This is a genomic window from Erwinia rhapontici (assembly GCF_020683125.1).
GTDB classification, from domain to species: Bacteria; Pseudomonadota; Gammaproteobacteria; order Enterobacterales; family Enterobacteriaceae; genus Erwinia; species Erwinia rhapontici.
On sequence record NZ_CP085627.1, the window covers coordinates 627,674 to 654,059 of the forward strand.

21 protein-coding genes, 1 tRNA gene and 2 pseudogenes are annotated in these 26,386 nt (G+C 52.9%); 9 read left to right on the top strand and 15 right to left on the bottom strand.

Translation table 11 applies throughout. The annotated features are described in order from the left end of the window. On the bottom strand, positions 1–456 hold the full coding sequence (locus tag LJN55_RS02875) for a DNA polymerase III subunit chi (protein WP_133843981.1): 456 nt from the start codon (positions 454–456) through the stop codon (positions 1–3). Positions 457–590: 134 nt separating this feature from the next. Then, positions 591–2,099 carry a leucyl aminopeptidase gene (pepA, locus tag LJN55_RS02880; protein WP_133843979.1) on the bottom strand — a complete coding sequence of 503 codons (1,509 nt, stop codon included), beginning with the start codon at positions 2,097–2,099 and terminating at the stop codon, positions 591–593. 256 nt (positions 2,100–2,355) lie between these two features. On the opposite strand from pepA, the gene lptF reads away from it, so the two are divergent. After that, on the top strand, positions 2,356–3,456 hold the full coding sequence (gene lptF, locus LJN55_RS02885) for an LPS export ABC transporter permease LptF (protein WP_159337326.1): 1,101 nt from the start codon (positions 2,356–2,358) through the stop codon (positions 3,454–3,456). Further along, positions 3,456–4,532, top strand: coding sequence for an LPS export ABC transporter permease LptG (gene lptG / locus LJN55_RS02890; RefSeq protein WP_167863394.1), 1,077 nt, complete (start codon positions 3,456–3,458; stop codon positions 4,530–4,532). The genes lptF and lptG overlap by 1 nt, the downstream gene beginning before the upstream one ends. A 684-nt stretch (positions 4,533–5,216) precedes the next feature. Here lptG and LJN55_RS02895 read toward each other — a convergent pair. After that, entirely contained in the window at positions 5,217–6,512 is a 1,296-nt protein-coding gene (locus tag LJN55_RS02895) for a DUF445 domain-containing protein (protein WP_227535627.1), read from the bottom strand. Positions 6,513–6,519: 7 nt separating this feature from the next. Further along, complete coding sequence (locus LJN55_RS02900; protein ID WP_227535628.1) at positions 6,520–8,022, bottom strand: helicase HerA-like C-terminal domain-containing protein; 1,503 nt, start codon at positions 8,020–8,022, stop codon at positions 6,520–6,522. A gap of 130 nt (positions 8,023–8,152) precedes the next feature. Here LJN55_RS02900 and LJN55_RS02905 point away from each other — a divergent pair, with 130 nt between their 5' ends. Beyond that, positions 8,153–8,773 (top strand): LysE family translocator, encoded by a 621-nt coding sequence (locus LJN55_RS02905; RefSeq protein ID WP_227535629.1) that lies wholly within the window; start codon positions 8,153–8,155, stop codon positions 8,771–8,773. Positions 8,774–8,845: 72 nt separating this feature from the next. On the opposite strand, the gene LJN55_RS02910 is transcribed toward LJN55_RS02905, so the two are convergent. Beyond that, positions 8,846–9,364: a DUF2501 domain-containing protein gene (locus tag LJN55_RS02910; protein ID WP_227535630.1), complete on the bottom strand. Its 519-nt coding sequence runs from the start codon at positions 9,362–9,364 to the stop codon at positions 8,846–8,848. A 307-nt stretch (positions 9,365–9,671) separates the two neighbouring features. Between LJN55_RS02910 and LJN55_RS02915 the strand changes: the two genes are divergently transcribed. Next, a tRNA-Leu gene (locus LJN55_RS02915) sits at positions 9,672–9,756 on the top strand. 93 nt (positions 9,757–9,849) lie between these two features. On the opposite strand, the pseudogene LJN55_RS02920 reads toward LJN55_RS02915, so the two are convergent. The 5 genes and pseudogenes from LJN55_RS02920 to LJN55_RS02940 all read right to left on the bottom strand — a co-directional run. Beyond that, a pseudogene (locus tag LJN55_RS02920) lies at positions 9,850–10,655 on the bottom strand (IS3 family transposase); the annotation flags it as partial. A gap of 276 nt (positions 10,656–10,931) precedes the next feature. Beyond that, on the bottom strand, positions 10,932–12,845 hold the full coding sequence (locus LJN55_RS02925) for an SMC family protein (protein ID WP_227535632.1): 1,914 nt from the start codon (positions 12,843–12,845) through the stop codon (positions 10,932–10,934). After that, positions 12,832–13,320, bottom strand: coding sequence for an ABC-three component system middle component 5 (locus LJN55_RS02930; protein WP_227535633.1), 489 nt, complete (start codon positions 13,318–13,320; stop codon positions 12,832–12,834). The genes LJN55_RS02925 and LJN55_RS02930 overlap by 14 nt, the downstream gene beginning before the upstream one ends. Further along, positions 13,317–13,862, bottom strand: coding sequence for an ABC-three component system protein (locus tag LJN55_RS02935; RefSeq protein WP_227535635.1), 546 nt, complete (start codon positions 13,860–13,862; stop codon positions 13,317–13,319). Before LJN55_RS02935 ends, LJN55_RS02930 begins: the two co-directional genes overlap by 4 nt. A gap of 10 nt (positions 13,863–13,872) precedes the next feature. Further along, a complete protein-coding gene (locus tag LJN55_RS02940; RefSeq protein WP_227535637.1) occupies positions 13,873–14,043 on the bottom strand; it encodes a hypothetical protein in 171 nt (56 codons plus the stop codon). 354 nt (positions 14,044–14,397) lie between these two features. Here LJN55_RS02940 and LJN55_RS02945 point away from each other — a divergent pair, with 354 nt between their 5' ends. After that, positions 14,398–15,072, top strand: a complete 675-nt coding sequence (locus LJN55_RS02945; protein WP_227535638.1) for a toxin-antitoxin system HicB family antitoxin — start codon at positions 14,398–14,400, stop codon at positions 15,070–15,072. 392 nt (positions 15,073–15,464) lie between these two features. On the opposite strand, the pseudogene LJN55_RS24015 reads toward LJN55_RS02945, so the two are convergent. From LJN55_RS24015 to LJN55_RS02965, 4 genes and pseudogenes are all read right to left on the bottom strand, one after another. Further along, a pseudogene (locus tag LJN55_RS24015) lies at positions 15,465–15,753 on the bottom strand (helix-turn-helix domain-containing protein); the annotation flags it as partial. Positions 15,754–15,911: 158 nt separating this feature from the next. Beyond that, complete coding sequence (symE, locus tag LJN55_RS02955) at positions 15,912–16,253, bottom strand: endoribonuclease SymE (RefSeq protein WP_227535639.1); 342 nt, start codon at positions 16,251–16,253, stop codon at positions 15,912–15,914. Positions 16,254–16,477: 224 nt separating this feature from the next. Beyond that, positions 16,478–17,059 carry a class I SAM-dependent methyltransferase gene (locus LJN55_RS02960; protein WP_227535640.1) on the bottom strand — a complete coding sequence of 194 codons (582 nt, stop codon included), beginning with the start codon at positions 17,057–17,059 and terminating at the stop codon, positions 16,478–16,480. Then, a complete protein-coding gene (locus tag LJN55_RS02965; RefSeq protein ID WP_227535641.1) occupies positions 17,059–18,072 on the bottom strand; it encodes an HNH endonuclease family protein in 1,014 nt (337 codons plus the stop codon). Before LJN55_RS02965 ends, LJN55_RS02960 begins: the two co-directional genes overlap by 1 nt. A 382-nt stretch (positions 18,073–18,454) precedes the next feature. Between LJN55_RS02965 and LJN55_RS02970 the strand changes: the two genes are divergently transcribed. The 3 genes from LJN55_RS02970 to LJN55_RS02980 all read left to right on the top strand — a co-directional run bounded on the left by LJN55_RS02970 (position 18,455) and on the right by LJN55_RS02980 (position 20,051). Beyond that, positions 18,455–18,979: a hypothetical protein gene (locus tag LJN55_RS02970; RefSeq protein ID WP_227535642.1), complete on the top strand. Its 525-nt coding sequence runs from the start codon at positions 18,455–18,457 to the stop codon at positions 18,977–18,979. Positions 18,980–19,053: 74 nt separating this feature from the next. After that, on the top strand, positions 19,054–19,572 hold the full coding sequence (locus LJN55_RS02975) for a hypothetical protein (RefSeq protein ID WP_227535643.1): 519 nt from the start codon (positions 19,054–19,056) through the stop codon (positions 19,570–19,572). 35 nt (positions 19,573–19,607) lie between these two features. After that, positions 19,608–20,051, top strand: a complete 444-nt coding sequence (locus LJN55_RS02980) for a hypothetical protein (RefSeq protein ID WP_227535644.1) — start codon at positions 19,608–19,610, stop codon at positions 20,049–20,051. Positions 20,052–20,786: 735 nt separating this feature from the next. Here the strand turns inward: LJN55_RS02980 and malT are convergent. Continuing rightward, entirely contained in the window at positions 20,787–23,513 is a 2,727-nt protein-coding gene (malT, locus tag LJN55_RS02985; RefSeq protein WP_133843937.1) for an HTH-type transcriptional regulator MalT, read from the bottom strand. Between the two features lie 466 nt (positions 23,514–23,979). Between malT and malP the strand changes: the two genes are divergently transcribed. Then, positions 23,980–26,382 (top strand): maltodextrin phosphorylase, encoded by a 2,403-nt coding sequence (gene malP / locus LJN55_RS02990; protein ID WP_133843935.1) that lies wholly within the window; start codon positions 23,980–23,982, stop codon positions 26,380–26,382. Positions 26,383–26,386 lie beyond the last annotated feature (4 nt).

Here is a 26,386-nt window from a genome sequence, read left to right on the forward strand (position 1 = left end):
CTATGTCTTAGGCAAAGGGGGCGTTGCCGTATTCAAGTGGAATCCAACGCTGCGATAAGCTTTATAGCGGTCGCGCGCCAGCTGTTTCAAAGATGGTTCATAGGGAACGAAGTCTACCACTTCATAGAAAGCGGTGGCAAAATCTGCAAACTGCGGCAGCAGGCTGATCAGCAGGTCGCGCGGTGAATTACCGCGACGTTGTGGCCAGGCCAGCTCGACCGGGGCACCATACTTTGGGCCTTCTCCGGCCAGATTATGCGGCACGAAGGCATTTGCCGGGCGTTGCCACAGGGCTTCATCCAGCCGGATGGCCTGCGCTTCGTCTTCACAGGCAATCAGCACGCGTTTCCCGTCACGCCAGCGGGCCTCAGCCAGATCGCAGACCAGCGCTTCATGAGCGCTCAGCCCGTCAACCGGGGTATCGGTTTCCAGCAGATAGAAAGTTGCGTTTTTCATAATGATGCCAGTTGGGTTGGTCAGATCCGCAGGGGCCAGGCATGCCTGGCCCCTGCAAATACGATGGCGGTGTCGCAGGGGGCAGGCATGCCTGACCCGAACGAGGCACCCTGCAGGCACCTGTTACCGTCGGTTTAATCGTCGCCGTTCAGACCTGCACGGTTCAACAGGAACTGAGACAGCAGGGCAACCGGACGACCGGTCGCGCCTTTGGCCTTTCCTGAACGCCAGGCGGTTCCGGCCACATCAAGATGTGCCCAGTTGTACTTACGCGTGAAGCGCGCCAGGAAGCAGGCTGCGGTGATGGCACCACCCGGGCGGCCGCCAATGTTTGCCATATCGGCAAAATTGGAATCCAGCTGCTCCTGATATTCATCCGCCATCGGCAGACGCCATGCGCGATCGCCCGCCTGCTCTGAAGCACCAATCAGCTCATGCGCCAGCGGGTTGTGGTTCGACAGCAGGCCGCTGATATGGTGGCCCAGCGCAATCACGCAGGCTCCGGTCAGCGTGGCCACGTCGATAACCACATCCGGGTCAAAGCGCTCAACGTAGGTCAGGGCATCGCACAGAACCAGTCGACCTTCCGCATCCGTGTTCAGCACTTCTACGGTCTGGCCTGACATGGTGGTCAGCACGTCACCTGGACGGTAAGCGCGGCCACCCGGCATGTTTTCACAGCCCGCCAGCACGCCCACCACGTTCAGCGGCAGACCCAGCTCAGCAACCATGCGCATGACGCCGTACACTGAGGCCGCCCCGCACATATCGTACTTCATTTCGTCCATCGCTTCGCCCGGCTTGAGCGAGATACCGCCGGTATCAAAGGTCACGCCTTTTCCGACCAGCACGATGGGACGCGCTTCTTTATCCGGGTTGCCTTTGTACTCAATCACCGACATCAGGGATTCATTCTGCGAACCGGCCCCGACGGCAAGATAGGCGTTCATCCCCAGCTCTTTCATCTGCTGTTCGCCGATGACGCGGGTGGTGATGTTGGCCCAGGTATCCGCCAGCTGGCGCGCCTGTGACGCCAGGTAAGCGGCGTTACAGATGTTCGGTGGCATATTGCCGAGATCTTTCGCGGCCTTAACGCCCGCAGCCACCGCCAGACCGTGCTGAATCGCACGTTCACCGCTGGTCAGTTCGCGGCGCGTCGGCACGTTGAACACCAGCTTGCGCAGCGGACGACGCGGCTCAACCTTGTTGCTTTTCAACTGGTCGAAGCTGTACAGCGTCTCTTTTGACGTTTCTACCGCCTGGCGTACTTTCCAGTAGGTGTTGCGCCCTTTGACGTGCAGCTCGGTCAGGAAGCAGACGGCTTCCATCGATCCGGTGTCGTTCAGCGTGTTAATGGTCTTTTGAATGACCTGCTTGTACTGACGCTCATCCAGCTCACGCTCCTTGCCACAACCAATCAGCAAGATACGTTCAGAAAGAATGTTCGGCACATGATGCAGCAGCAGAGTCTGGCCGACTTTTCCTTCCAGTTCACCACGGCGCAGCAGGGCGCTAATGTATCCATCGCTGATTTTATCCAGCTGTTCAGCAATCGGTGACAACCGGCGCGGTTCAAACACGCCCACCACAATACAGGCACTGCGCTGTTTTTCCGGGCTACCGCTTTTTACACTGAACTCCATGCACTCTCCTGAATCTTAAAGACAACGGCGCTTGCTGCGGCTAGAATAGACCGCTTTCGTAACGTATAGCGCTGTCGCATAACGCTGTTGTCAGATTGGGTTTTGGTGAGGATTATTTTTTTTTGCATCACCAGAACGCGGTTGTTGTCATACTATTTTAGTAGTGACATGGGCCATTGATGAGAATAAATGGCGTATAAGCGATGAAACTAGCGATTTTCCTGCAAAAAGACAAGTTTTCACAGGCGTACTCAGCGTGATCATTATTAGATATCTGGTTCGGGAAATGCTCAAAAGCCAGCTGGCTATCCTGTTCATCCTGCTGCTGATCTTCTTTTGTCAGAAGTTAGTCAGGATACTGGGAGCCGCGGTGGATGGCGAGATTCCTACAAATTTAGTGCTGACCTTATTGGGCCTTGGCGTGCCCGAGATGGCACAGCTGATCCTGCCGTTAAGCCTCTTTTTAGCCATTTTGATGACGCTTGGCCGATTATACACCGAGAGTGAGATCACCGTGATGCACGCCTGTGGTTTAGGCAAGAGCGTGCTGGTGAAGGCGGCGATGATCCTGATGTTGTTCACGGCATTGGTTGCCGCGGTCAACGTCGGCTGGATGGGGCCGTGGTCTTCTCGTTATCAAAGTGAAGTGATGCAGAACGCGAAAGCGAACCCGGGTGCCGCGGCGCTGGCCGCCGGTCAGTTCCAGCAGTCTGGCGATGGTCAATCTGTGCTGTTTATCGAAAACGTCAAAGGCAACAATTTTGGCAATGTTTTCCTCGCGCAGTTGCGGCCGAAAGGCAATGCCCGGCCGTCCGTGGTCGTCGCTGACCATGGTCATATGGAACAGCGTAAAGACGGTTCGCAGGTGGTGACGCTCGACAGCGGCACCCGTTTCGAAGGCACTGCGCTGCTGCGTGACTTCCGCATTACTGACTTCAAAAATTATCAGGCGATTGTCGGCCATCAGACCGCTACCCTTGACCCGAATGACTCTGAGCAGATGAGCTTCGGCGAGCTGTGGCACTCTGATAAACCTGATTTCCGCAGTGAGCTGCACTGGCGACTGACGCTGGTGTTCTCGGTGCTGATCATGGCGCTGATGGTGGTGCCGCTCAGCGTGGTCAACCCGCGTCAGGGACGCGTGCTGTCGATGCTGCCAGCGATGCTGCTCTATCTGGTGTTCTTCCTGCTGCAAAGTTCGCTGCGCTCCAGCGGCAATAAGGGGCGCCTCGATCCGGCTCTGTGGATGTGGGGGGTTAACCTCGGGTATCTGGCGCTGGCCGTACTGCTGAATGCGTGGGATACGGTGCCAATGCGCCGACTGCGCGCGCGTTTCACTCGCGGAGGATCGGTCTGATGTTTGGCGTTCTTGACAAATATATCGGTAAAACGATTTTCAATACGATTATGGCGACGCTGTTTATGCTGGTGTCGCTCTCCGGCATCATCAAATTTGTCGATCAGCTGCGTAAAACCGGGCAGGGCGAATACACCGCGCTCGGTGCCGGGCTGTATACCCTGCTGAGTGTGCCGAAAGATATTGAGATCTTCTTCCCGATGGCCGCGCTGCTCGGGGCGCTGCTGGGCTTAGGTACGCTGGCCCAGCGCAGCGAGCTGGTGGTGATGCAGGCTTCCGGTTTTACCCGTATGCAGATTGCCGCCTCGGTGATGAAAACCGCGATCCCGCTGGTGCTGCTGACCATGGCCATCGGTGAGTTTGTGGCCCCGCAGGGTGAGCAGATGGCGCGTAACTACCGTGCGCAGCAGCTGGTGGGCGGTTCGCTGCTCTCCACGCAGAGCGGGCTGTGGGCGAAAGACGGCGATAACTTTATCTTTATCGAACGTATTCGCGGCGACAACCAGCTGGCGGGCATCAGTATTTACAGCTTTAACAAAGAGCGCCGTTTGCAAACCGTGCGCTATGCCGCCTCTGCCCAGTACAACGCGGAGAAAAAACTGTGGGAGCTGGCGCAGGTGGATCAGTCCGACCTGACGGACCCGCAGCAGGTGAAAGGCACCCAGACGCTGAGTGGCGAATGGAAAACCACCCTGACCCCGGACAAGCTGGGTGTGGTGGCGCTGGACCCAACGGCGCTGTCGATCACCGGGCTGTATAACTATACGAAGTATCTGAAGCAGAGTGGGCAGGTGTCTGGCCGCTATGAGCTGAACATGTGGAGCAAGATCTTCCAGCCGCTGTCGGTGGCGGTGATGATGCTGATGGCCCTGTCGTTTATCTTTGGTCCGCTGCGCAGCGTGTCGATGGGGATGCGTGTGGTCACCGGGATCAGTTTTGGCTTCCTGTTCTACGTGCTGGACCAGATCTTTGGGCCGTTGAGCCTGGTGTATAACATTCCGCCATTGCTGGGCGCGCTGCTGCCGAGTGCCGCGTTCTTTGCGATCAGTGTGTTTATGCTGCTGAAGCGGCGGTAATCAGGGGGCTCCGGCCTATCCCACAGGCGGACCTTTTGTTTCGGTCAGCCTGTGGGGTTAAAGCCAGGTCAACGTCAAGGGCGTTTCGCTTTCCCGCTGTCGCGGGATGAGCGACCCAGGGCGGCCAATCGCCGCCGCCCTGGGGACCCGGGCTTGCGGCAGGCGCCGCGCCCGCTTTCAGCGGGTTCCCTCAGAAAATCGACTTTCCTGCCGGACCGGGTGTGACGGGACGTCCCTGTCCCGGCACACCCTCTCGCCAACGTCCTGTTGGCGCGTCCTGGAAATCCGATTTCCCTCGGCGCAGCTGAGATGCCGCCTCAACGTCAAAACCCAAACCCAAACCCAAACCAGAACCAGAACCACTTATTTTGTTTTGGTTGTTTTGGTTGTTTTGGTTGTTTTGGTTGTTTTGGTTTTGACCTGGGATGTTGACTTTCAGGCGGCAATGAAGAATCGCTGAGGAAGCGAAGAGAACCAGGATGAGCCGACAGGACGTCGGCGAAAGTTCGGGCCGGTACAGGACGTACCGTCACGAACGGTCCGTCGGTGAAGCGAGCAGACGAAGGCACCCGCGAAGCGGGCGGTTCGCCTGCCGCAAGCCCGGGGTCAAGGGGCGGCGGCGACTGGCCGCCCCTTGTCGCTCAGCCCACGCAGTGGGAAAGCGAAATGCCGTTGACCTTGCCTCTACAGCACCTGCGTCCTTTCCAGCAGCAGCGGCACCAGCGACAGCAGATACAAAATCAACCCAATCACCCCACCGACTAACGTGCCGTTAATGCGGATACGCTGCAAATCCTTGCCGATATTCAGCTCCACCTGATGCGACATATCCGCCGCGTCCCAGCTCTTCACCGTATCGCTGATATGACGGCTGAGAAACGCCGAGAACTCCGGTGCCACGTTGCTGGCGGCCTCTTCCATATGCTGATTGAGCGAGTTGCGCAGCGGCTCATCCTGCATCAGGGTTTCGCCGAACCACTGCCCGGCAGCACTCACTTTGGCGTGCAGCGTGGAGTCGGGGCGCTCCAGGTCGTCTTTCAGCCAGCCACGCAAATCATTCCACAGCTGGCCGATATAGCGGTTCAGCGTCTCATCCTGCTTCAGATACGCTTTAATTTCTTCCGCTTTCTCCGCCATCTCCGGGTCGTTACGCAGGCGGGTAATCAGCCGCTGCACGGCGCGGTTAAAGCCCTGGCGCAGCTGGTGGGCATCATCGTGTTCAATCTCGGTGAGGATCGACTGCACCGCATTGGCCGCCAGCTCGGCGCTTTTCTCTCCCAGCCACTCGCTCGGCAGCATCTTCTCCTTCAGCGGATGCTCGCGCTTCAGCCAGCTCACCACCTGATGGGCGATAAACTCATGTGTGCCGGGCTTGTTCACCAGTTGCAGGATCTGCGCCAGCGCATCGTCCAGCAGCTGCTGATGGCGGTTATTTTTCGTCAGACTTTCGAGGATCATGGCCGCCGACTGGCTGAGATCCATTTTATCAATCGCTTTGTGGATCGCCCGGCGCATAAACCCCTGAATACGCTGATCGTTGGCCAGATCGAGAAAGCCGCGCACGGTTTTCAGCACCATCCCGCTCAGGCGGGCGGCGTTGTCCGGGTGGCTCAGCCAGTTAGCAATAATCTGCGCCGGATTATGGCGGCGGATCAGCGCCAGTAGCGAATCGGTATTGAGGAATTTGTCCTGCACGAACAGGGCGAGATTGTCGGCGATACGATCCTTATTACGCGGGATAATCGCCGTATGACGGCCCGCCAGAGGGATCGGCACCCGGCGGAACAGCGCGCTGACCGCGAACCAGTCCGCCAGTGCCCCGACCATCGACGCCTCTGCCACCGCTTTCAGCCCGGCGACCCAGGGATTGGGCGGCCAGTACAGCGGCCAGAGAATGGTGGCGATAAACAACAGCGCCGCACCGACCAGCAACAGCAGCGGCAGGCGCTTCGCCCGGATTAACTCACGTTCCTTATCCATAAAGCCCTTATCGTTTCCTTCCGCCCATAATGCTGCCTAACACACCACGGATGATTTGATTGGTGATTTGCCGCGCTGCGCTTTTGGCCACGCTCTGCACCACGCCATCGTGCTTGCCGCCGCGCGGCCCGGTGGTGCCGAACAGAATGTCCTTCAGTCCGCCGAGAATACCGTTATCCACCGCTACATTCTCGCCTTTGGCGGCGGGAGCGCTGGCGCTGTTCGTGGCATTCTGTATCCCTTTTTGCAGCATCTCGTAAGCGGATTCGCGATCGACAGCTTCTTCATATTTGCCGGAGAGGGACGAGTGGTTAATCAGCCCGTTACGCTCGTCGTCGGTCACCGGGCCCATGCGGGAACCGGGGGCAATGACCATCGCACGCTGCACCACAGAGGGGCTGCCTTTCTCATCGAGGAAGGAGATCAGCGCTTCACCGGTGCCGAGCTCCTGAATGGCCGTCACGGTATCAAACGCCGGGTTGGCGCGCATGGTCTGCGCCGCCACCTTGACCGCCTTCTGGTCTTTCGGGGTAAAGGCACGCAGGGCATGCTGCACGCGGTTACCCAGCTGGCCGAGCACCGCATCCGGCACGTCCGACGGGTTCTGTGAGACAAACCACACGCCCACGCCTTTCGAGCGGATCAGACGGATTACCTGCTCGATCTTATCCAGCAGCACTGCGGGCGCATCGTCAAACAGCAAATGCGCCTCATCAAAGAAGAACACCAGTTTCGGCTTCTCCAGATCGCCCGCCTCCGGCAGTTGCTCATACAGCTCCGACAGCAGCCACAGCAGGCTGGTGGCGTACAGTTTTGGCATCTGGTACAGCTTCTCCGACGCGAGGATGTTGATTATCCCTTTGCCGTTCTCATCGGTGCGCATCCAGTCTTTGATATCCAGCATCGGCTCACCAAAGAAGTATTCCGCTCCCTGCTGCTCCAGCGACAGCAGCCCGCGCTGGATGGCGCCCACCGAGGCGCTGTTGATATTGCCGTACTGGGTCTGGAACGCTTTGGCGTTCTCGCCGATATACTGCGTGGCGGCGCGCAGATCCTTAAAATCGAGCAGCAGCAGGCCCTGGTCGTCGGCCACACGGAAGATAATCTGCAATACGCCGCTCTGTACGTCGTTCAGATTCAGCAGGCGTGCCAGCAGCAGTGGCCCGAGGTCCGATACCGTGGCGCGCACCGGGTGGCCGCGTTCGCCAAAGATATCCCACAGCGCCACCGGATTCCCCTGCGGTGACCAGTCCGTGACGCCAATCTTCGCCAGACGGGCGAGCAGTTTCTCTGACTCGGTCCCGGCTTTGGCAACCCCGGTCAAATCACCTTTTACATCGACCATAAACACCGGCACGCCGATATTTGAGAAGCTCTCCGCCAGCTTTTGCAGCGTGACGGTTTTACCGGTGCCGGTAGCACCCGTGATCAGCCCGTGGCGGTTCGCCATCGCGGGCAGCAAATGCAGTTGTTGTTCCGTGGTCTGGGCAATCAGCAGCGGCTCGGTCATCGTCAACGATCCCTTTGGTGGTAAGACGGAGAATATTTTGTAAGCATAGCAGGCGTCTCCGTCAATTACGGCTTGCCAGTTAATGTCCACTCTCAGTAAGTTAGACGATATTACATGATGGAGGTGGAAGATGGATGCAGCAGTACTTTCAGTGATTTCAATCGGCGGTGCGCTGGCGCTGGGTGCCATCAGTCCGGGACCGAGCTTTATTCTGGTGGCGCGTACCGCCGTTGCCTCCTCACGCCGTGCCGGCATCGGTGCCGCGCTGGGCATGGGCGCGGGTAGCCTGATCTTCGCCATTATCGCCCTGATGGGGCTGCATACGCTGTTAAATGCCGTGCCTGTGCTGTGGCTGACGCTGAAGACGGCGGGGGGCCTGTACCTGCTGTGGATGGCGTACAAGATGTTTCGCGGTGCCCGCGAACCGCTGATGCTGGACCTGCCAGGCAGCAACGGTAAAACGCTGAAGCGCGCCTTTCTCACCGCCTTTACCACCCAGATCAGTAATCCTAAAACCGCGATGGTGTTCGCCGGGGTGTTTGCCGCGCTGCTGCCTGCCCATGTGAGCAGCGGCATGCTGATTGCCATCCCGCTGGTGGCGATGATGGTGGATGGCCTGTGGTATCTGTTTGTGGCTTATGCGCTGTCGTCACGCGGGCCGCGCAACACCTATCTGCGCTTTAAAGCTCCGCTCGACCGTCTAGGGGGCGGCGTGATGGCGCTGCTGAGTATTCGGCTGATTGTAAAATAAAAAAAGGCCACACAACGGTGGCCGGGGGGAAGAAGGCGGCAAGGGGACAGCCCTGCCGCCTTAAGAGAGAGATTACGAGATAAACTGCTTGCCCTGCTTCAGCACCAGATCACAGGCTTTGGTTTTCACCTTCTTGCCGATGGCGGTATCACCCAGCGATTTCAGGTTCACCTGCTGATTGTTGCCGGTGTTCAGCAGACCCATCAGGCCCTGCTTATAGTCGGTGGTTTCCTGCTGCTTCTGCGTATCCGCCAGCCCCAGCTTACCGAGCAGTTTGTCTTTCACCGATGACACATTGTTATCGACAATATTGTTTTTCACACAGTACTCCAGCACACCCGCCGCATTGGTCATGGTGCCAGCGCTGAGCGACTGGCTGCCGCCGTTCAGTAACCCGGTCAACGCGCCCAGCGAGTTACCCGCAGGCGCTGCGTTAGCACCGGAGGTATTGGTGGTGGTACTGCTGTTGTTCTGGCCCAGCGCGCTGGCGGCTGAGTTAAGCTGATCCTGCCAGCTGGCGGCACCCGCCGTGGCGCTGAACAGTGCGGTGGTCACTGAACCTGCCAGAACCCATTTCATTGCTGCTTTCATTGTTAGCCCTATTTGATGTGATGTTACGCACGCCGCCCTCCTGGCCACGCGCTGATATCTGATTGTTCCGACTGCCGGAGAGCGGGTGAGTTCCACTGCACAGCGCCGTACAGCCATTATGGTCCAGGGTTTAAGAATTATCTGCACTGAAACATCACAGGGACGGGGCATGCCACGCCCGAACGGGATATCAATACGCTGGCCCGGCGCACGTTTTTTCAGCACTCAGACGCAGACCCTGCGGAATAGGGTTGCGTATGCAGGAGGTAACGGTATAATCCACAACGTTTTCCGCATACCCTTCAGTGCCGAAGTGGCGAAATCGGTAGACGCAGTTGATTCAAAATCAACCATCGAGAGATGTGCCGGTTCGATTCCGGCCTTCGGCACCATAAAGCGTATGAACATTAAAGCCACCGAGAGGTGGTTTTTTTGTGCCTGCATTTCAGCCTCCGCAATGCTTTCCTTGTTTTTCACTCAACCTGATCCATCCGCATCTTCAGCGGATATCCACGGTTTGCTACTATTCTGTACAGCACCCGGACGACACGCTGCGCGGTGATATTCAGGTCAATTTCTATCGCCAGAGCTTCACGGTTAAAATCATCGACAACAATGAAAGTCCGAAAACGTCGGCCACATGTCAGCGCGGCGTGCATAAAATCAATCGACCCACTTTGGTTGAGTGCTTCCGGCGTTGCCAGCGGAGCCGGATTGCGCACCGGCAGGCGTTGTTTACCCTTACGACGAAAATTCAGTTTGAGAAGACAGTAAATCCGGTGGACACGTTTGTGGTTCCAGACGTGCCCCTGCCTGCGAAGTACCTGAAAAAGCTTCTTAGAACCGTAGCGGGGATAGCGCTCAGCGACCTCGGTCAGCCTCTGGATCACCGCTTCATCACGTCGCGTATCCGGTTGATAACGAAACACCGTCCTGCTTAGCGATAACGTCCTGCATGCCTGGCGTATGCTCATCGTAAATTGCGTGGTCAGATAGTTGACGAGCTCACGCTTTATCGCTGGTTTTAAAGCTTTTTTTCTATGACGTCTTTCAGCGCCCGGCATTCCAGACTCAGATCGGCAAACATCTGCTTCAGACGACGATTCTCGTCTTCAAGATCTTTGATCTTTTTGATATCAGCGGCTTCCATCCCGCCATATTTCGCCTTCCAGTTGTAGTAGCTGGCTTCGGAAATAGCGGCCTCGCGACACACATCTTTGACGGTGCGCCCGGCTTCGACAGACTTCAGAACGGCGATGATCTGGTGCTCGGTGAATCGGATCTTACGCATAGCTATCTCCACAGGTGGCATAATCAGTATGTCGGAAGATCTCTAAAAGTGAATGGGCCGTTTTGGTGGGATACTTACATATGCAGTTGCATTAAATGCGACCGATAAAGCGGGCAGGCGTGGCGGGGGTAGCATTGCGCGCTGAGGTATTAAACCTCTGTTAAGTAGCGGCATAGCATGCTTAAGTTTAAGATATTCATCACTGATAATTTTATTAAGCATTTCTATCTCTAAGGCGAGCAAAAATCTACTCGCCATACAGTGACAGTTTTGAAATCACATTTTTAAACTTCTATTTGAGCTGGTGAATTTTTCACCAACTCTGTATTTACTATTATCTACTTCGGCGTTGATACCTTTTGTCGTAACTATAATTTGGTGTCTAATTCCTTCGAACTCATCTGAAATATCTTTAATGGTTCTTTGTATTCCTTTAGAGCGGATATCTTCCATTCCACCGTTTTCAATTCCATCCAGTATTAATAAGCGAGGCAATCTAACAGTTTTATCAGTTAGGCTTAATTTTAGTAAGGAGATGTGTAGGGCGTTATTAAGGTAATACATTGAACTTTCGGAAAATGAAACCTTGTTATTGATGATGATTCTGTTTGATGCTAAATCAAATCCTATGCTTGTAATATTACTGAATTCTGCTTTGTCATGTGAATCTTCAATGTTTTCAATATCTTTACTTAAAATATCAATCATGTAATTGGTTATTTTTTCTTGGATTTTTGGCAGTTTAAGCAAAAGTGCACTTTCTTTTTTATCAATTTCTGATTCAAGATAATTAACTCTATCCTGCAAGGAGTCTCGAAGCTCCCGTAATTTATTTATTTGCAGGTAAATTTTACTAAACTGAGAGAGGCTATTTATTTTTTCCTCTAATTCACCTACTTCTTTGTAAGCATCATACAAAACACTATCGTTTTCTGAACTAAACGAGTTACTTACAACGGAAATTTTATTGATTTTTGTGCGTAAGGATTTTTTTGTTTCTTTTATTGCAGTAATGGTTTTTTCTTTCTCTTTTTCATGCTTGGCTAAGATGTCTTTTGATTCTTTAAGCTGAATAGATATCTCATTTTTCATACGAGCATAATTCATATCCTTTGAATTAGATGCATTGTGAGTGCCGCATAAAGAGCAATTATTTTCATCAGAAGCAGGTTTTAATAGTGAAAAGCATGAAGGACAAGTATCAAAGTCTTTAGCTTTATAATATTTTCCAAATTTAATTGAATCTTCTATTGCTGATATTTTTTGATTTAATTTTTCAATGAAACTTGTTGAGTCACTTATATTATACTCAAGTTGCTTTAAGCTAACCTCAAGGAAGAGTAAATCTTTTTTTAGTTTAACAATCTCATTTGGGCTTGTGGCTTTAGTCTCATTTTTAAAATTAATGGATAGATTGATGCTTTTCTTTTCTTCTATGGAGTTAATTAGATGGTCAATTTTTAATTGTAGTTGTTCAATATGTTCCTCCGTACTTGAGAAACTAAAATCAGTATCCCTGCCATCTACAAGATGATATAGACCTTTCAATTCGGAAATTGTTTTTGTAAGTTCTTTGTCTTTTTTAATAAACTCTAATTTATTACTATACAAGTTATCATCATAAAGCCCTAGCAAATAGTTGCTCACAAACTCACGTTTAATAGCTGAGTCAAATGGTTCATCATTAAATATGCTTGTGGCCGGGCTGGACTGATTATTATATATAAGCCTCAATATTTGATGCATTGTTAAATTGTTTATGCCGTCTGACTTAGCTTCCGGAATATTCAATATTTCGAATATTTTTTGGGAAAAACTTTCTCTTGAGGGGGAAATACTGTAAGGGTAGTTAAACCAACCTGCTTTACCATTTTTAAGGCTTTCAGCGAAATCGCCAAAAAAAATGTTCATACTTGCTGAGCTTTCTTTTACTTCTCTACCTATTGTGATGATAGATTCGTTAACATAAATTTCAGCTATAACGTAATCACAACTTCCCGCCTCTTCCTTCCAGTTATAAACAGTTGCTCCTAAAGCATAAACGAGGAGCTGAATTACTGAGGTTTTACCGCTTCCATTCGAACCATGGATTACATTTAAACCATTATGGAACTCCATATAAAGAACTTCTTTTTCATTTTTAAAAGCATGGAGGGTTTTTATGTTCAAGGTTGGATTATGAGATATCATATTTAAAGCTCATTAGTTTGCTTGCGGCTTTAAGCCCATTTTTCCCAAAATAAGACATAGGCTCAAGATGGTTTTTGATAAAACTTATTACCTCTGCATTAATGCTGGTAAAATTCTCTAACTTTGCATCTTTAAATAATTCAGTATTTATTTCGTATGACTCATGGTCTTTGCTGATTAATGCCTTTGTTGAAACCAGGCTGCATATTGATGATTTTTGAATGCCTTCCATCTGATTAAATAACGAGCGTGCATCAAAGTTGTTATAGGGGTTTATAAATTTCTTGAACTTTGTTTTTTCACTTAATAAATCCCGACTTAACGTAATGTAGGATATATAAAATGGGAATGCAATGATGAAATCATATAATCTTAACTTTTCTAATGAAATATAGCTTTCATCAGTGTTGGCCAACCAGTAATACATTCTTAAGGTTGTGTGGTTAATATCAAAAGCCTTGTTGTAGAGAATCATTTCCCCCACTCCAAATGGCAGTTTCCTGTTAAGAAGAAAACCATACCTCGAAGCTGTCTATTATATATTCCTAAAGAATTAACTCCAAGCTTTGTACTTAATTTTGTTTCTATTTCAATATGTATTGTTCTAAGTAATTCATCTTGAGCGATTTTGGATAAAACTTGAGGTTTAATTGTGAACTGAAATATGGAGTGAACATCTGATAGTAAGTAAACAATAATTTTTTGGGCGGATCTGTAGTGTTGATGCTTTATTATCATTTTTGCTACTAACTCTTTTAATTCTTGCCCTTCTTCAATTAAGATTGCGTAGCCTGAAGATGTAAGTTTTTGCTTAAGATCTCTGATTTCGCTTTTACTAGTATTATAGTGATTTAACTCATCTATCAAATCTGAACAAGTTTGATTATTTTTAAGCTCCTCCTGATACTCTTCTTGAAGGAGGATTAATTGCGTAGGGGACGGAAGGTTAGTTATTTTGTCGCCACCGACATAATCCCCGCCAATTAAAACATGCTTTAAGCGGTTAAAGACACCCATTTTAGGCTACCTATTTTTTATTGTCACGGCCAGTATAGTCACCTCCGATATCAATATTTTTAAGTTTATTACTAACGCCTCCTTTGAAGATGATTTTTGAACAAATTTTCCATACTGGCGCTGCAAGAATTGCTGCTAACAGACATACGCCAATGATTATTGTTGAAGTATTAAATTCCATCTTAGTTGCCTTTAGTTATTATTAGCATGATTTCTATATGTGGTTTAGGGCCATTGCAATGAAACCCAAAACAATAAGATACATCTTGGAAATTTGTGACGCGAGAGTTTTATGGTGGATTTTGTGGTTTTGAGAAGTAGAAGAAAAAACGATAGGGGTCATTTTGGTGGTCTTTATGAATTTAATTAAGATAATTTATTAATCAAAACAATAAGTTATTGTTTTTTTGCTAGTCCAGCCTTCGCACCATAAAGCGTATGAACATTGAAGCCACCGAAAGGTGGTTTTTTGTGCCTGCAATTCACCTAACGGCTTCCTGTTCCCCGGTTGCGTCTGCGCTCCGTTTTTAAGGCTATGGTTTTTTTTGAATTTGATGTGATATCACTTTTTGATATCATTCTGCATGCTTTGGCGAGCAAGTCACAGACTGTATTTCAAAGGGAAATGAATAAACTCAGCGCCAAACATCTTAAGACATTAGCATCGATTTTTTCCGCGCCGACACCCACCACGCTGGAGTGGCGAAAAATCGAATCGATGTTTGTGGCTTTAGGTGCAATGACTACCGAAGGAAGCGGTTCACGCGTCAGGTTTGAAATTAATCAGGTGGTGGCGTTATTCCATCGACCCCATCCTGAAAAAAAGGCTAAAGCGGTACCAGGTTCGCGATGCGAAGGCATTTTTATTATCGGTAGGAGTAATACCATGACATATAAAGGTTATTCGGCAAAGATTGAATATTGTGAAGAAGATCATTGCCTTGTAGGACATGTAGCGGGTATCAGGGATATCATTGGCTTCCACGCTGACAATGTAGTTGAACTGCGAAAAGCATTCGAACAAAGTGTGGATGACTATATTTCCTATTGTGCAGCACAAGGACGTGAACCGCTCCGCCCGGCAAGCGGTAAAATTAGTCTGCGCATTGCTCCTGAGATCCACTCTGCTATCAATGTTGCCGCTGAAGTCGCTGGTAAAAGCGTTAATCAATGGATTAACGACGTGCTTATCAAAGCTGCGCACGGTTGATCGCTGGATGTGCTCCTTAAGATTAATACAGCAGATCGACTGCAAAGTAGTCTGTAATCTCGATTCCTACCCAGACAGCTATCTTCTTCTGAGGCCGCTTCGATATTAATTCACCGCAAGCCTAAATGCGTCAGCCATATATTCTTGTTCCCGGCCTTGCCATTGTTAGCCATCTTTTGTCGGTTTATTCCGTGGTTTGAGCAGGGAAGCCAGTTCAGCGGAAGTAGTCCCCCTTTCTTTCTGGGCTGTAGCGTTTGGGAGGTGGCTTGTTTTCACGCTGGCTTCGGCCTGATTATCGGCTTTTTCATGTCTGGCAGCCGCCCCGGTACGTGAGTTTTTAACCACAGACGTTTGGCGTGAGGGAATGACTTTTGAGGGGGAAAAGTTATCGTTTTTTACCAGGCGAAAATCCTGTAGCTGACGCCCCAGCTCATCTTCAGCCGCTAATTTGTTCAAATCATCTTCCAGCCCTAAAACTTGCATCACGGACAGGTACGCCCCTATCGTGACACCTGAGCCCCCCGCTTCCAGGGAACGTAGCGTCACTGGCGTCATTCCTGCACGTTCCGCAACCTGTTTGGCTGTGAGTTTACGTCGCAGGCGGGCGAGTTTCAGTCTCTCACCAAAATCAGTAAGCAGTCGGGTTGTGTCAGGGAGTAAAGGTGCTGTTTTTTTCGCCATAATGTCAATATTTTATCTTTATGTAGTGCTTATGGCCATAATATTATCACTTTGGAGGTGCAGCTTGGCTGGCTATCGGATCTGTGCAGCCAGGGGCTTTCTGGCATTGCTCAGCGACTGACAATCCCGCCTTCACTGGCGGGATAACGTCTCAAGCCTTACCCTCGCACCCGTTTCCCCGCAATCACCCCGATAAACTCCTCCACCTGGCGCTGCTTACGTACCGACAGTGTGCAGACCTTCCTCAGTGAAGTCATCAACGCGGATTCCTGCGGTTCGGGATCGCGGGCGGTGATCACCAGGCAACCCTTAATCACGCGGATATCAACTTTGGTGCCGGTGGCAAAACCTGCGGCTTCCAGCCATTTCCCTTTGATGCTCAGCGCCGGGATCTGCTGGTAATCTGGATAGGTGCTCGCATAAGTCACGGTTAAATGGCGCAGCGTGGGTGCGGTGACTTCTGATTTAACAACGTCTGTATTACAATCCTGCTCAGCCATGATAACTACTCCGTATAGTTGTTGCGGTTAGCGGTATGACGGTGTTCCTAGCACCTTCATGCCGCGATTAATGACCCTGTTATTATAACCAGCAGTAAAAACTAATCACTCTGGAAAAACAAACAAAGTTAAAAAATGCAACGCGGCGCAGAAAATTATGAAAAGGATGTAATTTAACGTCGATTGGGTATATTTATCATTATTTTCTGTTCGACGTTTTATTATCACCGTTTCAGCAATAAAGCATTTAGCCATTTTTCATCCTGACGATCGGGACGTTTATCTCCCGTCATCCAGCTATTCAGCAGAGTGATATTTCTCAGGGAAGTGGTCAGCTTGTTTAAGCTATTCTCATCCATATCCGTAAACACACGTCCATCTTTCTCCCTTTCCCCGCTGCCATATTTAAACGACAGATACCAAACCCCGTCCGGTTTCAACGCTCTGGCTAACCGCGACATCACTTCAGGCAACTCTGCCAGCGGCACATGCAGCAGTGATGCACAGCACCAGATGCCTTCATAGCGTTCCACTTCAGTGACGTCCTCAAAGTGCTTCTGCTCCACGGGCAGGCCGCTGTGCTGGCGGGCAAGTTCCACCAGTTCGGCAGAGGCATCGAATGCTTCCACGTCATAGCCCATCGCGCTAAACGCGTTTGCATCACGTCCGGAGCCGCAACCGGCATCTAAAATGCGTGCACCAGGCTTCAGGTGTGCGACAAACGGCTGATACAGCGCCGACATATCCACGGTCACCGTCTCACTGAAAAATCGCTCGGCATGCTGCTGGTAGTAGTCGTTGTTCATCAGAAAATAGCGTCTCCCTGCGCGGTGGGATGCCAGGTGCGCAGTCCGGCATTACGCGCGTTCTGCCACTGGGTTTGCAGAAAATCATGGCGTTGGTGAAATGTTTTACCTGTCTGCTCCGTCAGGGCTTCATGCAGCGGCAGGTGGCTGTTAATCACGTATTCGTTACGATCCTCCAGCCGTTCCAGCAGTTCCAAAGATGGAATAAGTGCAGACTTGCCTCCCTGGCCGCGATTGCAGTTCCTGCACGCCAGCACCAGATTCCACACGCCGTTCAGATTGGCGTGGGTGGCGTTGAGCATCCAGGGGATGAAGTGGTCCACGTCGGCCAGGTTCTCGTGGCCGGATTGCAGGCTGATATCGCGATAGCAGTAGAAACAGCGGCCCTTCTGGTAGCCGTTCAGGCTGTCGCGGCAACGGGTGATATTGACGCGACGCTTGTTCTGGCGGCTGAACAGCAGCTGGTCTTCCGGGTCATACTCCACCGCGATCAGGTGGCTGGAAACACCGAGCGCCCAGGCCTGTTCGACCAGCCGCCAGCGGGCGTCGGTTTCCTTTACCAGGTTGTGAAACTGCGTGGTCTGCGTCAACTGGTAGAAGTTATCGGTCAGGCGGATGCCTTTGCTGGATTTACGTTCGTCGATAAAAAAGCGTTTATCGATCTCTGCGCGGTTAACGTTATGGAAAGCATCAATCACGTTGGCAAAGCCATGGCGCACGGTCTGTTCAATCAGCTGCGCTTCATCGATCTCATCGTTATTGAACTGTACGCAGCTCGCCAGAAACTGGCTGCCGCGAGAGGTGATTTGTTTCGGCGCATGGTGCAGGTGCGTGCAGAGATGGCGAGCAAAGGGTGCAGCCAGGGTTTCCAGCGTGATCAGGTCGTCCTGATGCTGCTGCAAATCGTACAGCGCATGGGCGAGGGCGAATTTGTACGAGGCAACATTCCTGCCAAAAAGGATCACCCCGCGCCAGTAGTTCTCCAGCGTCGGATCGGCCTGATAGAAGCGCATAGAAGATGTGTTCCGCTACGGTGTGCGCCCGGAGTGTAAGCCGGACAAGTAACGTGATCACATAACAAACGGGGGCGGTTGTAAACCAAAAATGCGGGATGCCTCGCAAAACCAGGGTGTTAATGACGGGAGCAGGGGAGAGAATATCATGGAAAAATATAGCGGTTATTATAATAACTTCATGTTAAACGTATTGCTGGAACGCTTAATAATATCGTGGTTTTGAATTTAGTAATATCTTTAAATTTTATTTTCTGTCGTATTGATGGGGCGAATATTGATGATGAGATGATATTATCTGCCTTGTTATTTATGTGAGTCCAGATAACGGACATGTCAGGGATGCTTTCCTGTATCCGGGTAATGTTACATGGGTGGGCAGATGAGAAATACAGTGTTGTTGGCTGGAATGCTATTGTCATGCAGTGCCTTCGCAGCAATAAATGGAGTGACGCCAAACATTGTGATGAAACATATCCAACATAATGGTGCAAAAAAATACCTCCATGATTTAGCGAAAGAAAATGCCAGGGCAACATCAACCAGCCAATGGGAAGCAATCGTAAAAGGTCTTTCCACTGGGGAGCCTGAATGGCTACAGATTGTTCCGCTGATTGCCCGCTACACCGATGCAGGATTCGCTGAAGATCTTGCCACCGCACTGGCGATTGCTCTTCCTAAAAATGTCGCAGACGTGATGAATGTTCTTGATGAGAAAATACTTCCTGTCAGCATCCGCAATGTCTGTTCGATGCTGCTCTATAACGAAACGATTCCAGAACAAAATGAATACGTCGTAAAGGCTATTCAGGCACTTTACAAGAATGACACACCGCAGGCTAAACGCTGCCTGACCCAGCTTATCAACACGGTCGGCAACGCTGGCCCATTCCGGATGGTGGATTAGATGGCTATTCGAATTTAAAGATTCATGCAGAAACGGAATGACACCATGATAAATAACGTACCGGAGCTTCATCATTGAAATGCTGGCTATTTATCCTCATCCTCTCCGCATTCTCCTGCGGCGCAATAACCCCCGCAGAGATACAGCACGGTATTCAAAAAGATGACAAGCATGCGTTCGCCCGGAAAACCTCCGACGGTGACTGGCGTGAAACACTAAACAATATCTCTGCGGGTAAAGGTGAATGGATCGCGCTGGCACCCGAACTCGCTCCGGTAATGGACAGGCAACACGCGATTCAGCTGGGGAAAGCGCTTTACAACGCACTGTTACCGAATGCGAAAGAAACGCTGGCTGTACTGGCTATTCTGGATCAACACCAGCACGCCTATCCTTTTCAGCAGGGCACGGGGACTAGCTGCCTTCCACCGCTGAATAAGGCCGGTGATGCCGTCGAGAATCAATCTGTCTATGAGCAGACCCGGCTGGCGCTGCTGGATGTCGGGCCGCAGGGTGCGGACTGTTTGTGGACGATGGAGGCGCTGGTTGAGGAAGTAAAATCTGTCAGCAAAATACGTGATGCCGCACGGTAATGGGACGCGAGAAAAACGCAGGGAAGGGGTTAAGCATGGAATCGACTATGCCAGGCAGCACGGTTATTAAATGGATACACCGACTGCTAACGGCAGTTTTACTGGTGCTGGTTGTCGGTAACGTGGCTTACCGTTATTACGTAGGGCCACCTTATGATGATGCGCTGTATCAATCCCGGCAGCTTAATGACGATACCTGGCTATACGTGACGAAATATCAGGGCGGCGGGGCAACGGTATCTGAGGTTTACCGCTACTATCTGGCGGGTGAAATACAAAAGGAGGTATTAAAGGTATTAGGAAATACGGCACCTTTTCTCACTTCGGACAGTGATGGGGCCAGCGTCACAAAAGTGGGCAATCGGGTGACGGTCAGGATTACAGGAAGAATTTATGATTTCACTAATTCCGTATTTTATACCTCTGATGGGGTGGATGTGATACCGACCATCGAGTTATATGCCTTTAACTCAAGGTGATATCGGGTCCAGCCATGCCAGGCTTCACCCCTGGTGATGGTTTGCACGATGGCCCAGGTCCAGGTCAAGGCCAGGGTTAACGTCAAGGGCGTTTCGCTTTCCCGCTGCGCGGGCTGAGCGACCCAGGGTGGGCAGTCGCCCCCACCCTGGGGACCCGGGCTTTGCGGCAGGCGCATCGCCCGCTTTCAGCGGGTGCCTTCGCAAGCGTCGTTCACCGACGGAGCGGTCGTGACGGCACATCCCTGTGCCGGCTCTCCCTCTCACCGCCGTCCTGGCGGTTCGTCCTGGTTCACTGTGCTTCCTCAGCGCTGCTGAATGCCGCCTCAACGTCAAAACCCAGGTCAAAACCCAAACCGAAAACAACTCAGGATGCGAAGGGGGAGACCCTTTTTTCCGGTCTGCCCGTGATGTTGAGTAGGACGCCAATCCGGAGTTACGGGGCGATCGGAAAAGATGATCGCCCCCTACGAAAGATCGCAATGCAGTCGGGGTTTTAAAATTTACAGCGAGCGCTCTCTTGCGGGGAGGGGGCCAGTTTGAGGTAAGCCGGACGTCACGCGACAGGACGTCGCGTGCCGAGGCCCGCAGGGATGCGTCTTTTGCCGATCCGGCGTGCTCAAACTGGCCCCAGACCGGTCGCTGAACAGGCAGCCAGTACCAGACCGGTTGCTGAACAGGTAGCCAGTACCAGACCGGTCGCTGAACAGGCAGCCAGTAAAAGCATTTCCGGGGCCCTTACGCCCCGTACCCCATCACCTGCAACAGATGCTGTGCCTGCTGCACGGCTTCCTGACGGTGCGCCACGCCCAGCTTCTGATACAGATTACGGATATGGGTTTTGATGGTGGTGGAGGCCACGTCCAGCTCCCCGGCAATCTGGTCGTTGCTGTAGCCGGAGTAAATCAACCCCAGCACCTGCCATTCACGCTGGGTGAGCGGGCTGGTGCGGATCAGCTCTGGCACCTGCGGATGCGTCAGCAGTTTATTGACAAAACCTTCGTCGAAATGCGCAAACTTATGGCGATGATGCTGGTTAATCTCGCGTAAAATCAGCTGCGCACGGCGCTGCTCCAGGTCGGGCAGCAGGTTAAGCTGGATCAGCTGACGCAGCTGCTGCGCCATCATCTCCCCTTCAATCACAAAGTGGCTGATAAACCCGGTGCGGTTTGCCAGCCCCAGCGCTTCAATCAGGGCATGCTGCGCTTCCCCTTTACGGCCGGTGTGCCAGTAAAGCAGGTTGCTCAGCAGCAGATTGCGGTTCAGGTCGCTGGTCAGGCGCAGCTGGCGCGCATTCTGATTCAGCTCATCCAGCACCACTTCGGCTTCATCAAACTTCTCCAGCAGGATCTGCACGCGGGCAATATTGCGCCACTGGCCCTGCTGGAAGTGGTTGTCAGCCATATCGGGTTTACGCGCCTGTTGCAGCCACTGGCGTGCGGCGGCCTTATCGCCCACCATCTGCCAGTAAGTGACACGCGGCTTATCGGTGTTGGTCAGCCAGTCGATATGATACTGGCCGGTTTTTAGCAGCGCCTCGCAGCGTTGCAAATGATGATGGGCATTATCCAGCTGACCGCGCGCCAGCGAGCATTTCGCCAGCATGGCCAGGCACTGCAACTGCTGCTGGGGATGGAAGTTGGTCAGTATCTCCAGCCCCTGACGTGCGGCGTCTTCGGCATCGTCCAGGCGGGACCACGACCATAACAGTTGCGATCGCAGACGCAGTAAAAACTCGTGCATCGGCAGCTGTTCAAGATGCTGTTCGCGCACCAGTTCGAACGCGCGATCCTGCATCTCAAACGCGGCCTGCAAAAAGCCCTGAGCGATAAGGATCTCGCTCTGCTGTATCAGCGCCCACAGCGCGTAGTGATAGGCTTCGTGACGGCGGGCAATCTGTTCCGTCTGCTGCATCAGCGGCAGGGCGCGGGCCAGGTCGCCTTTGCAGTGCTGGATCTCCCCGGTGACGGAGGTGGCAACAATCCGGCTGTAGAAGCTTTCATACGGCAGAAAACGCAGCGCCTCGGCGGCCAGCTGTTCCGCCTCATCCTGGCGTCCGTCATTGATGGCGACCTGCGCACGCAGCGCATTGAACTCCGCGTTCAGGTCCTGATCCATCACGATATCGCGCTTCTGCATCTCGCTTTCCGCCTGCGCCAGCAGCGTGTCCACCTCGGCGTAGCGGTGCTGGCTCTGCGCCAGCCAGGCCTGCAACAGCACCAGCCTGGGGCTCTGGATCAGACGGTCATAAGGCAGGGCGGCCAGGCACTCTTCCAGCAGCGCCAGCTCGCTCTGATTAAACAGCGACCAGGCGTGTTGCAGCATAATATCGCGCAGCATATCGATGTCATCGGCACCCAGCGCGTGGTGGATTGCCTCCGCCGGGAACCCCTGCGCCAGCCAGCCTTCGGCGGCCGCACGGTGAATGGCGGGCAGCTCACTCGCCAGTTCCCACTGGCAGCGCTGACGCAGGAAGGTGGCGAACAGGGGATGGAAGCTGAACCACTCGCCGCTGTCATCCATGCGGTGAATAAACAGGCCCTGACGCTCTAACTCTTCCAGACGCTGCTGGCCATTATCCCCCCCGGTCAGGCGCACAATCAGGGCATCGTTCATCGAGCGCAGCAACGAGCAGCGCAGCAGGAAATCACGGGTCGGGGCATCGACGCGGTCCAGCACCTCATCCACCAGATAATCGGAAAGGTGGCTGGCGTTCAGCCCAGCCAGCTTACGCGCAGACTGCTGAGTCGATTGCCGCGAAGGCGTGCTGGACTGGCGCGCCGAGAGGGCAATCAGCTGTAAGGCGGTGGCCCAGCCTGCGACGTCATCACACAGACGGCTGCTGTCGGCCTGGTCGATGGGATCGTTAAGGCGGTTATCGAAAAATTGCTGCGTTTCAGGATGCGTAAAGGCCAGATGGGTGGCATTCAGTTCAAGCAGCTGTTCACGCACGCGCAGGTTGGCGATCCCCAGCGGCGGCAGGGTGCGCGAAAGCACCACCAGCGAGAGGTTCTCCGGCTGATGACGTAAAAAGAAACGCATCCCTTCATGGATCGCATCGTTGGTGATCAGATGATAATCATCGATCACCAGCAACAGCGGGCGATGCCAGTCGGAGAGCTCGACGAACAGCTGGGCGAACAGCGCCGGCAGACTGGCGTACTGATGCTTCAGGCTCAGCGCCTCACTTTTGCCGCAATGGCCGCCGCAGGCCTGCTGGATGGCGGCAATCAGATAGCTGGCAAAACGCTCCGGCAGGTTGTCGCTTTCATCAAGAGAATACCAGCCCAGATCGCTCTTACCCGCCGCCCAGTGCGCGACCAGCGTGGTTTTGCCATACCCCGCCGGGCTGCCGACCAGGGTCAGACGATAATGCGGCGCTGCCGACAGCCGGTTCAGCAGTCGGTCGCGCACCACGGTATTTTGCTGCCGCACCGGGCGGCTCAATTTTGATGGGATCAGCATTTTTTTTCGATTCTTTTGACGGTAGTCAGAGGGCGTAATAATTATTTCGCAGCGTGTAATTAATCACTTTTTCTAAAGTCCTCCTTTGAAACATCGAATGCAACAATGTTACGTATTTACATGCTGTTAACTTGCTCTGCATCACACTTCTAAAGACAAATTTTGCACCACTCCCCCTGACCCTGCATCCCCTCCGGCTACGCCCCGGTGCTCCTCCCCGTCTAATCGCTGGCGGGAGGATGTTGCACGTCGTAGAAGGCTTCAGCATAGGGATATAAGAGCTTATCCCATTAGGCTATTTTACTTGCCATTTAGGCCCTGGGCAGTGCTCAAAATCCTCACGTACTGCGTGTACGCTCCGGTTTTTCCGCGCTGTCCGTGTCCAAACTGGCCGCGACAATGACGCCTACTGGGATAGGCTCTAACACTCTACTTTCCTACAGATTCCCGAATAAAGAGGCATGTGATGCAGGTGACGTTAGATAAAACACAGTTTATCGCTGCGCTAAAACGCCAGTGGCAGGGGTTCGGTTTGCAGCAGGCGCAGGATATGACGCCCCACCAGTGGTGGCAGGCGACCAGCGCGGCGTTATCAGAACAACTGAACGCACAGCCTGCACCCGCAGCGACCCGGCAGCCGCAGCGCCATGTGAACTACATTTCGATGGAATTTCTGATTGGCCGTCTGACCGCCAACAACCTGATCAACCTGGGCTGGTATGACACGGTCAGCCAGGCGCTGAAAGAGCAGGGCGTTGAGCTGGCCGATGTGCTGGAGCAGGAAACCGATCCGGCGCTAGGCAACGGCGGGCTGGGGCGTCTGGCGGCCTGTTTCCTTGATTCAATGGCCACCGTCGGGCAGCCCGCTACGGGCTATGGCCTGAATTATCAGTACGGCCTGTTCCGCCAGTCCTTTAAAGAGGGCCAGCAGCAGGAAGCACCGGACAACTGGCATCGCGAAAGCTATCCATGGTTCAGCCACAACAGCGCGCTGTCAGTCGATGTCGCCTTCGGCGGCAAACTGGTGAAGAACGCGCAGGGCGCAGAGCAGTGGCAGCCCGCGTTTACGCTGCGCGGTGAAGCCTGGGATCTGCCGGTGGTGGGGTATCAAAATGGCGTCACCCAGCCGCTGCGTCTGTGGCAGGCCACCGACGTGCATCCGTTCGATCTGACGCTGTTTAACGACGGCGCGTTCCTGAAGGCAGAGCAGAAAGGTATCGATGCCGCGAAGCTGACGAAAGTGCTGTATCCGAATGACAACCACGATGCCGGAAAACGCCTGCGCCTGATGCAGCAGTATTTCCAGTGTGCCTGTTCGGTCGCCGACATTCTGCGCCGTCATCACTTCCTCGGGCGCGCCATTCAGGATCTGCCCGACTATGAGGTGATCCAGCTGAACGACACCCACCCGACTATCGCCATCCCGGAGCTGCTGCGTATCCTGCTCGACGAGCACCAGCTGGAGTGGGACGCGGCCTGGGCGATCGTCCAGAAGACCTTCGCCTACACCAACCATACCCTGATGCCGGAAGCGCTGGAGTGCTGGGATGAGAAGCTGGTACGCAGCCTGCTGCCGCGCCACTTCTCGCTGATCAAAGCCATTAATGCCCGCTTTAAGAAAGTGGTGGAAAAACAGTGGCCGGGCGACAAAGCAGTGTGGGAAAAACTCTCGGTGCACCAGAACCGTCAGGTGCGCATGGCCAATCTGTGCGTGGTCAGCGGCTTTGCGGTGAACGGCGTGGCGGCGCTGCACTCTGAGCTGGTGGTGAAAGATCTGTTCCCGGAGTACCACCAGCTGTGGCCAAACAAATTCCACAACGTCACCAACGGCATCACCCCGCGCCGCTGGTTAAAGCAGTGCAACCCGGCGCTCTCTGCGCTGATCGATGACACGCTGAAAACCGAATGGGTGAATAACCTCGATGCGCTGCAAGGGCTGGAGCCTTTCGCCGATGATGCGGCGTTCTGCCAGCGCTATCAGCAGATTAAGCGTGATAACAAAATCACACTGGCCGCTTACGTGAAGCAGGTCACCGGAATTGTGCTTAACCCGGAAGCGATTTTCGACGTGCAGATCAAACGTCTGCACGAGTACAAACGTCAGCACCTCAATCTGCTGCACATTTTGTCACTCTACCGCCAGCTGCGCGATAACCCGCAAAGGGATATGGCACCGCGCGTGTTCCTGTTTGGTGCCAAAGCCGCGCCGGGCTATTACCTGGCGAAAAACATTATTTACGCCATCAACCAGGTGGCAGAGAAGATCAATCACGATCCGCTGGTGGGCGATCGTCTGAAAGTGGTGTTTATCCCGGATTACCGTGTCTCGGTGGCGGAGCTGATGATCCCGGCGGCGGACGTCTCCGAGCAGATCTCAACTGCAGGTAAAGAGGCCTCCGGCACCGGCAACATGAAGCTGGCACTGAATGGTGCGCTGACCGTCGGCACGCTCGACGGGGCCAACGTCGAGATCGCCGAACAGGTGGGCGAAGACAATATCTTTATCTTCGGCAACACCGTCGATCAGGTGAAAGCGTTGCAGGCCAGTGGCTACGATCCGCTGAGCATCCGCAAGAAAGACAAGCACCTGGACAGCATCCTGAAAGAGCTGGAAAACGGCTTCTTCAGCAATGGCGATAAGCAGGCGTTCAGCCTGATGCTCGACAGCCTGCTGGGAGGCGGGGATCCGTATCTGGTGCTGGCTGATTTCGCGGATTACTGCGCCGCGCAGCAGAAGGTGGATGCCCTGTATCGCAACAGCGATGAGTGGACGCGTAAAACCATCCTCAATACCGCCCGCGTCGGGATGTTCAGTTCAGACCGCTCGATCCGCGATTATCAGCAGCGTATCTGGCAGGCGAAACGCTAAGGAG

Coding starts and splice junctions, on each gene's coding strand:
- LJN55_RS02875 (WP_133843981.1), bottom strand. CDS start 456: ATGAAAAACGCAACTTTCTATCTGCTGGAAACCGATACCCCGGTTGAC.
- pepA (WP_133843979.1), bottom strand. CDS start 2,099: ATGGAGTTCAGTGTAAAAAGCGGTAGCCCGGAAAAACAGCGCAGTGCC.
- lptG (WP_167863394.1), top strand. CDS start 3,456: ATGTTTGGCGTTCTTGACAAATATATCGGTAAAACGATTTTCAATACG.
- LJN55_RS02895 (WP_227535627.1), bottom strand. CDS start 6,512: ATGGATAAGGAACGTGAGTTAATCCGGGCGAAGCGCCTGCCGCTGCTG.
- LJN55_RS02900 (WP_227535628.1), bottom strand. CDS start 8,022: ATGACCGAGCCGCTGCTGATTGCCCAGACCACGGAACAACAACTGCAT.
- LJN55_RS02905 (WP_227535629.1), top strand. CDS start 8,153: ATGGATGCAGCAGTACTTTCAGTGATTTCAATCGGCGGTGCGCTGGCG.
- LJN55_RS02910 (WP_227535630.1), bottom strand. CDS start 9,364: ATGAAAGCAGCAATGAAATGGGTTCTGGCAGGTTCAGTGACCACCGCA.
- LJN55_RS02925 (WP_227535632.1), bottom strand. CDS start 12,845: ATGATATCTCATAATCCAACCTTGAACATAAAAACCCTCCATGCTTTT.
- LJN55_RS02930 (WP_227535633.1), bottom strand. CDS start 13,320: ATGATTCTCTACAACAAGGCTTTTGATATTAACCACACAACCTTAAGA.
- LJN55_RS02935 (WP_227535635.1), bottom strand. CDS start 13,862: ATGGGTGTCTTTAACCGCTTAAAGCATGTTTTAATTGGCGGGGATTAT.
- LJN55_RS02940 (WP_227535637.1), bottom strand. CDS start 14,043: ATGGAATTTAATACTTCAACAATAATCATTGGCGTATGTCTGTTAGCA.
- LJN55_RS02945 (WP_227535638.1), top strand. CDS start 14,398: ATGGTTTTTTTTGAATTTGATGTGATATCACTTTTTGATATCATTCTG.
- symE (WP_227535639.1), bottom strand. CDS start 16,253: ATGGCTGAGCAGGATTGTAATACAGACGTTGTTAAATCAGAAGTCACC.
- LJN55_RS02960 (WP_227535640.1), bottom strand. CDS start 17,059: ATGAACAACGACTACTACCAGCAGCATGCCGAGCGATTTTTCAGTGAG.
- LJN55_RS02965 (WP_227535641.1), bottom strand. CDS start 18,072: ATGCGCTTCTATCAGGCCGATCCGACGCTGGAGAACTACTGGCGCGGG.
- LJN55_RS02970 (WP_227535642.1), top strand. CDS start 18,455: ATGAGAAATACAGTGTTGTTGGCTGGAATGCTATTGTCATGCAGTGCC.
- LJN55_RS02980 (WP_227535644.1), top strand. CDS start 19,608: ATGGAATCGACTATGCCAGGCAGCACGGTTATTAAATGGATACACCGA.
- malT (WP_133843937.1), bottom strand. CDS start 23,513: ATGCTGATCCCATCAAAATTGAGCCGCCCGGTGCGGCAGCAAAATACC.
- malP (WP_133843935.1), top strand. CDS start 23,980: ATGCAGGTGACGTTAGATAAAACACAGTTTATCGCTGCGCTAAAACGC.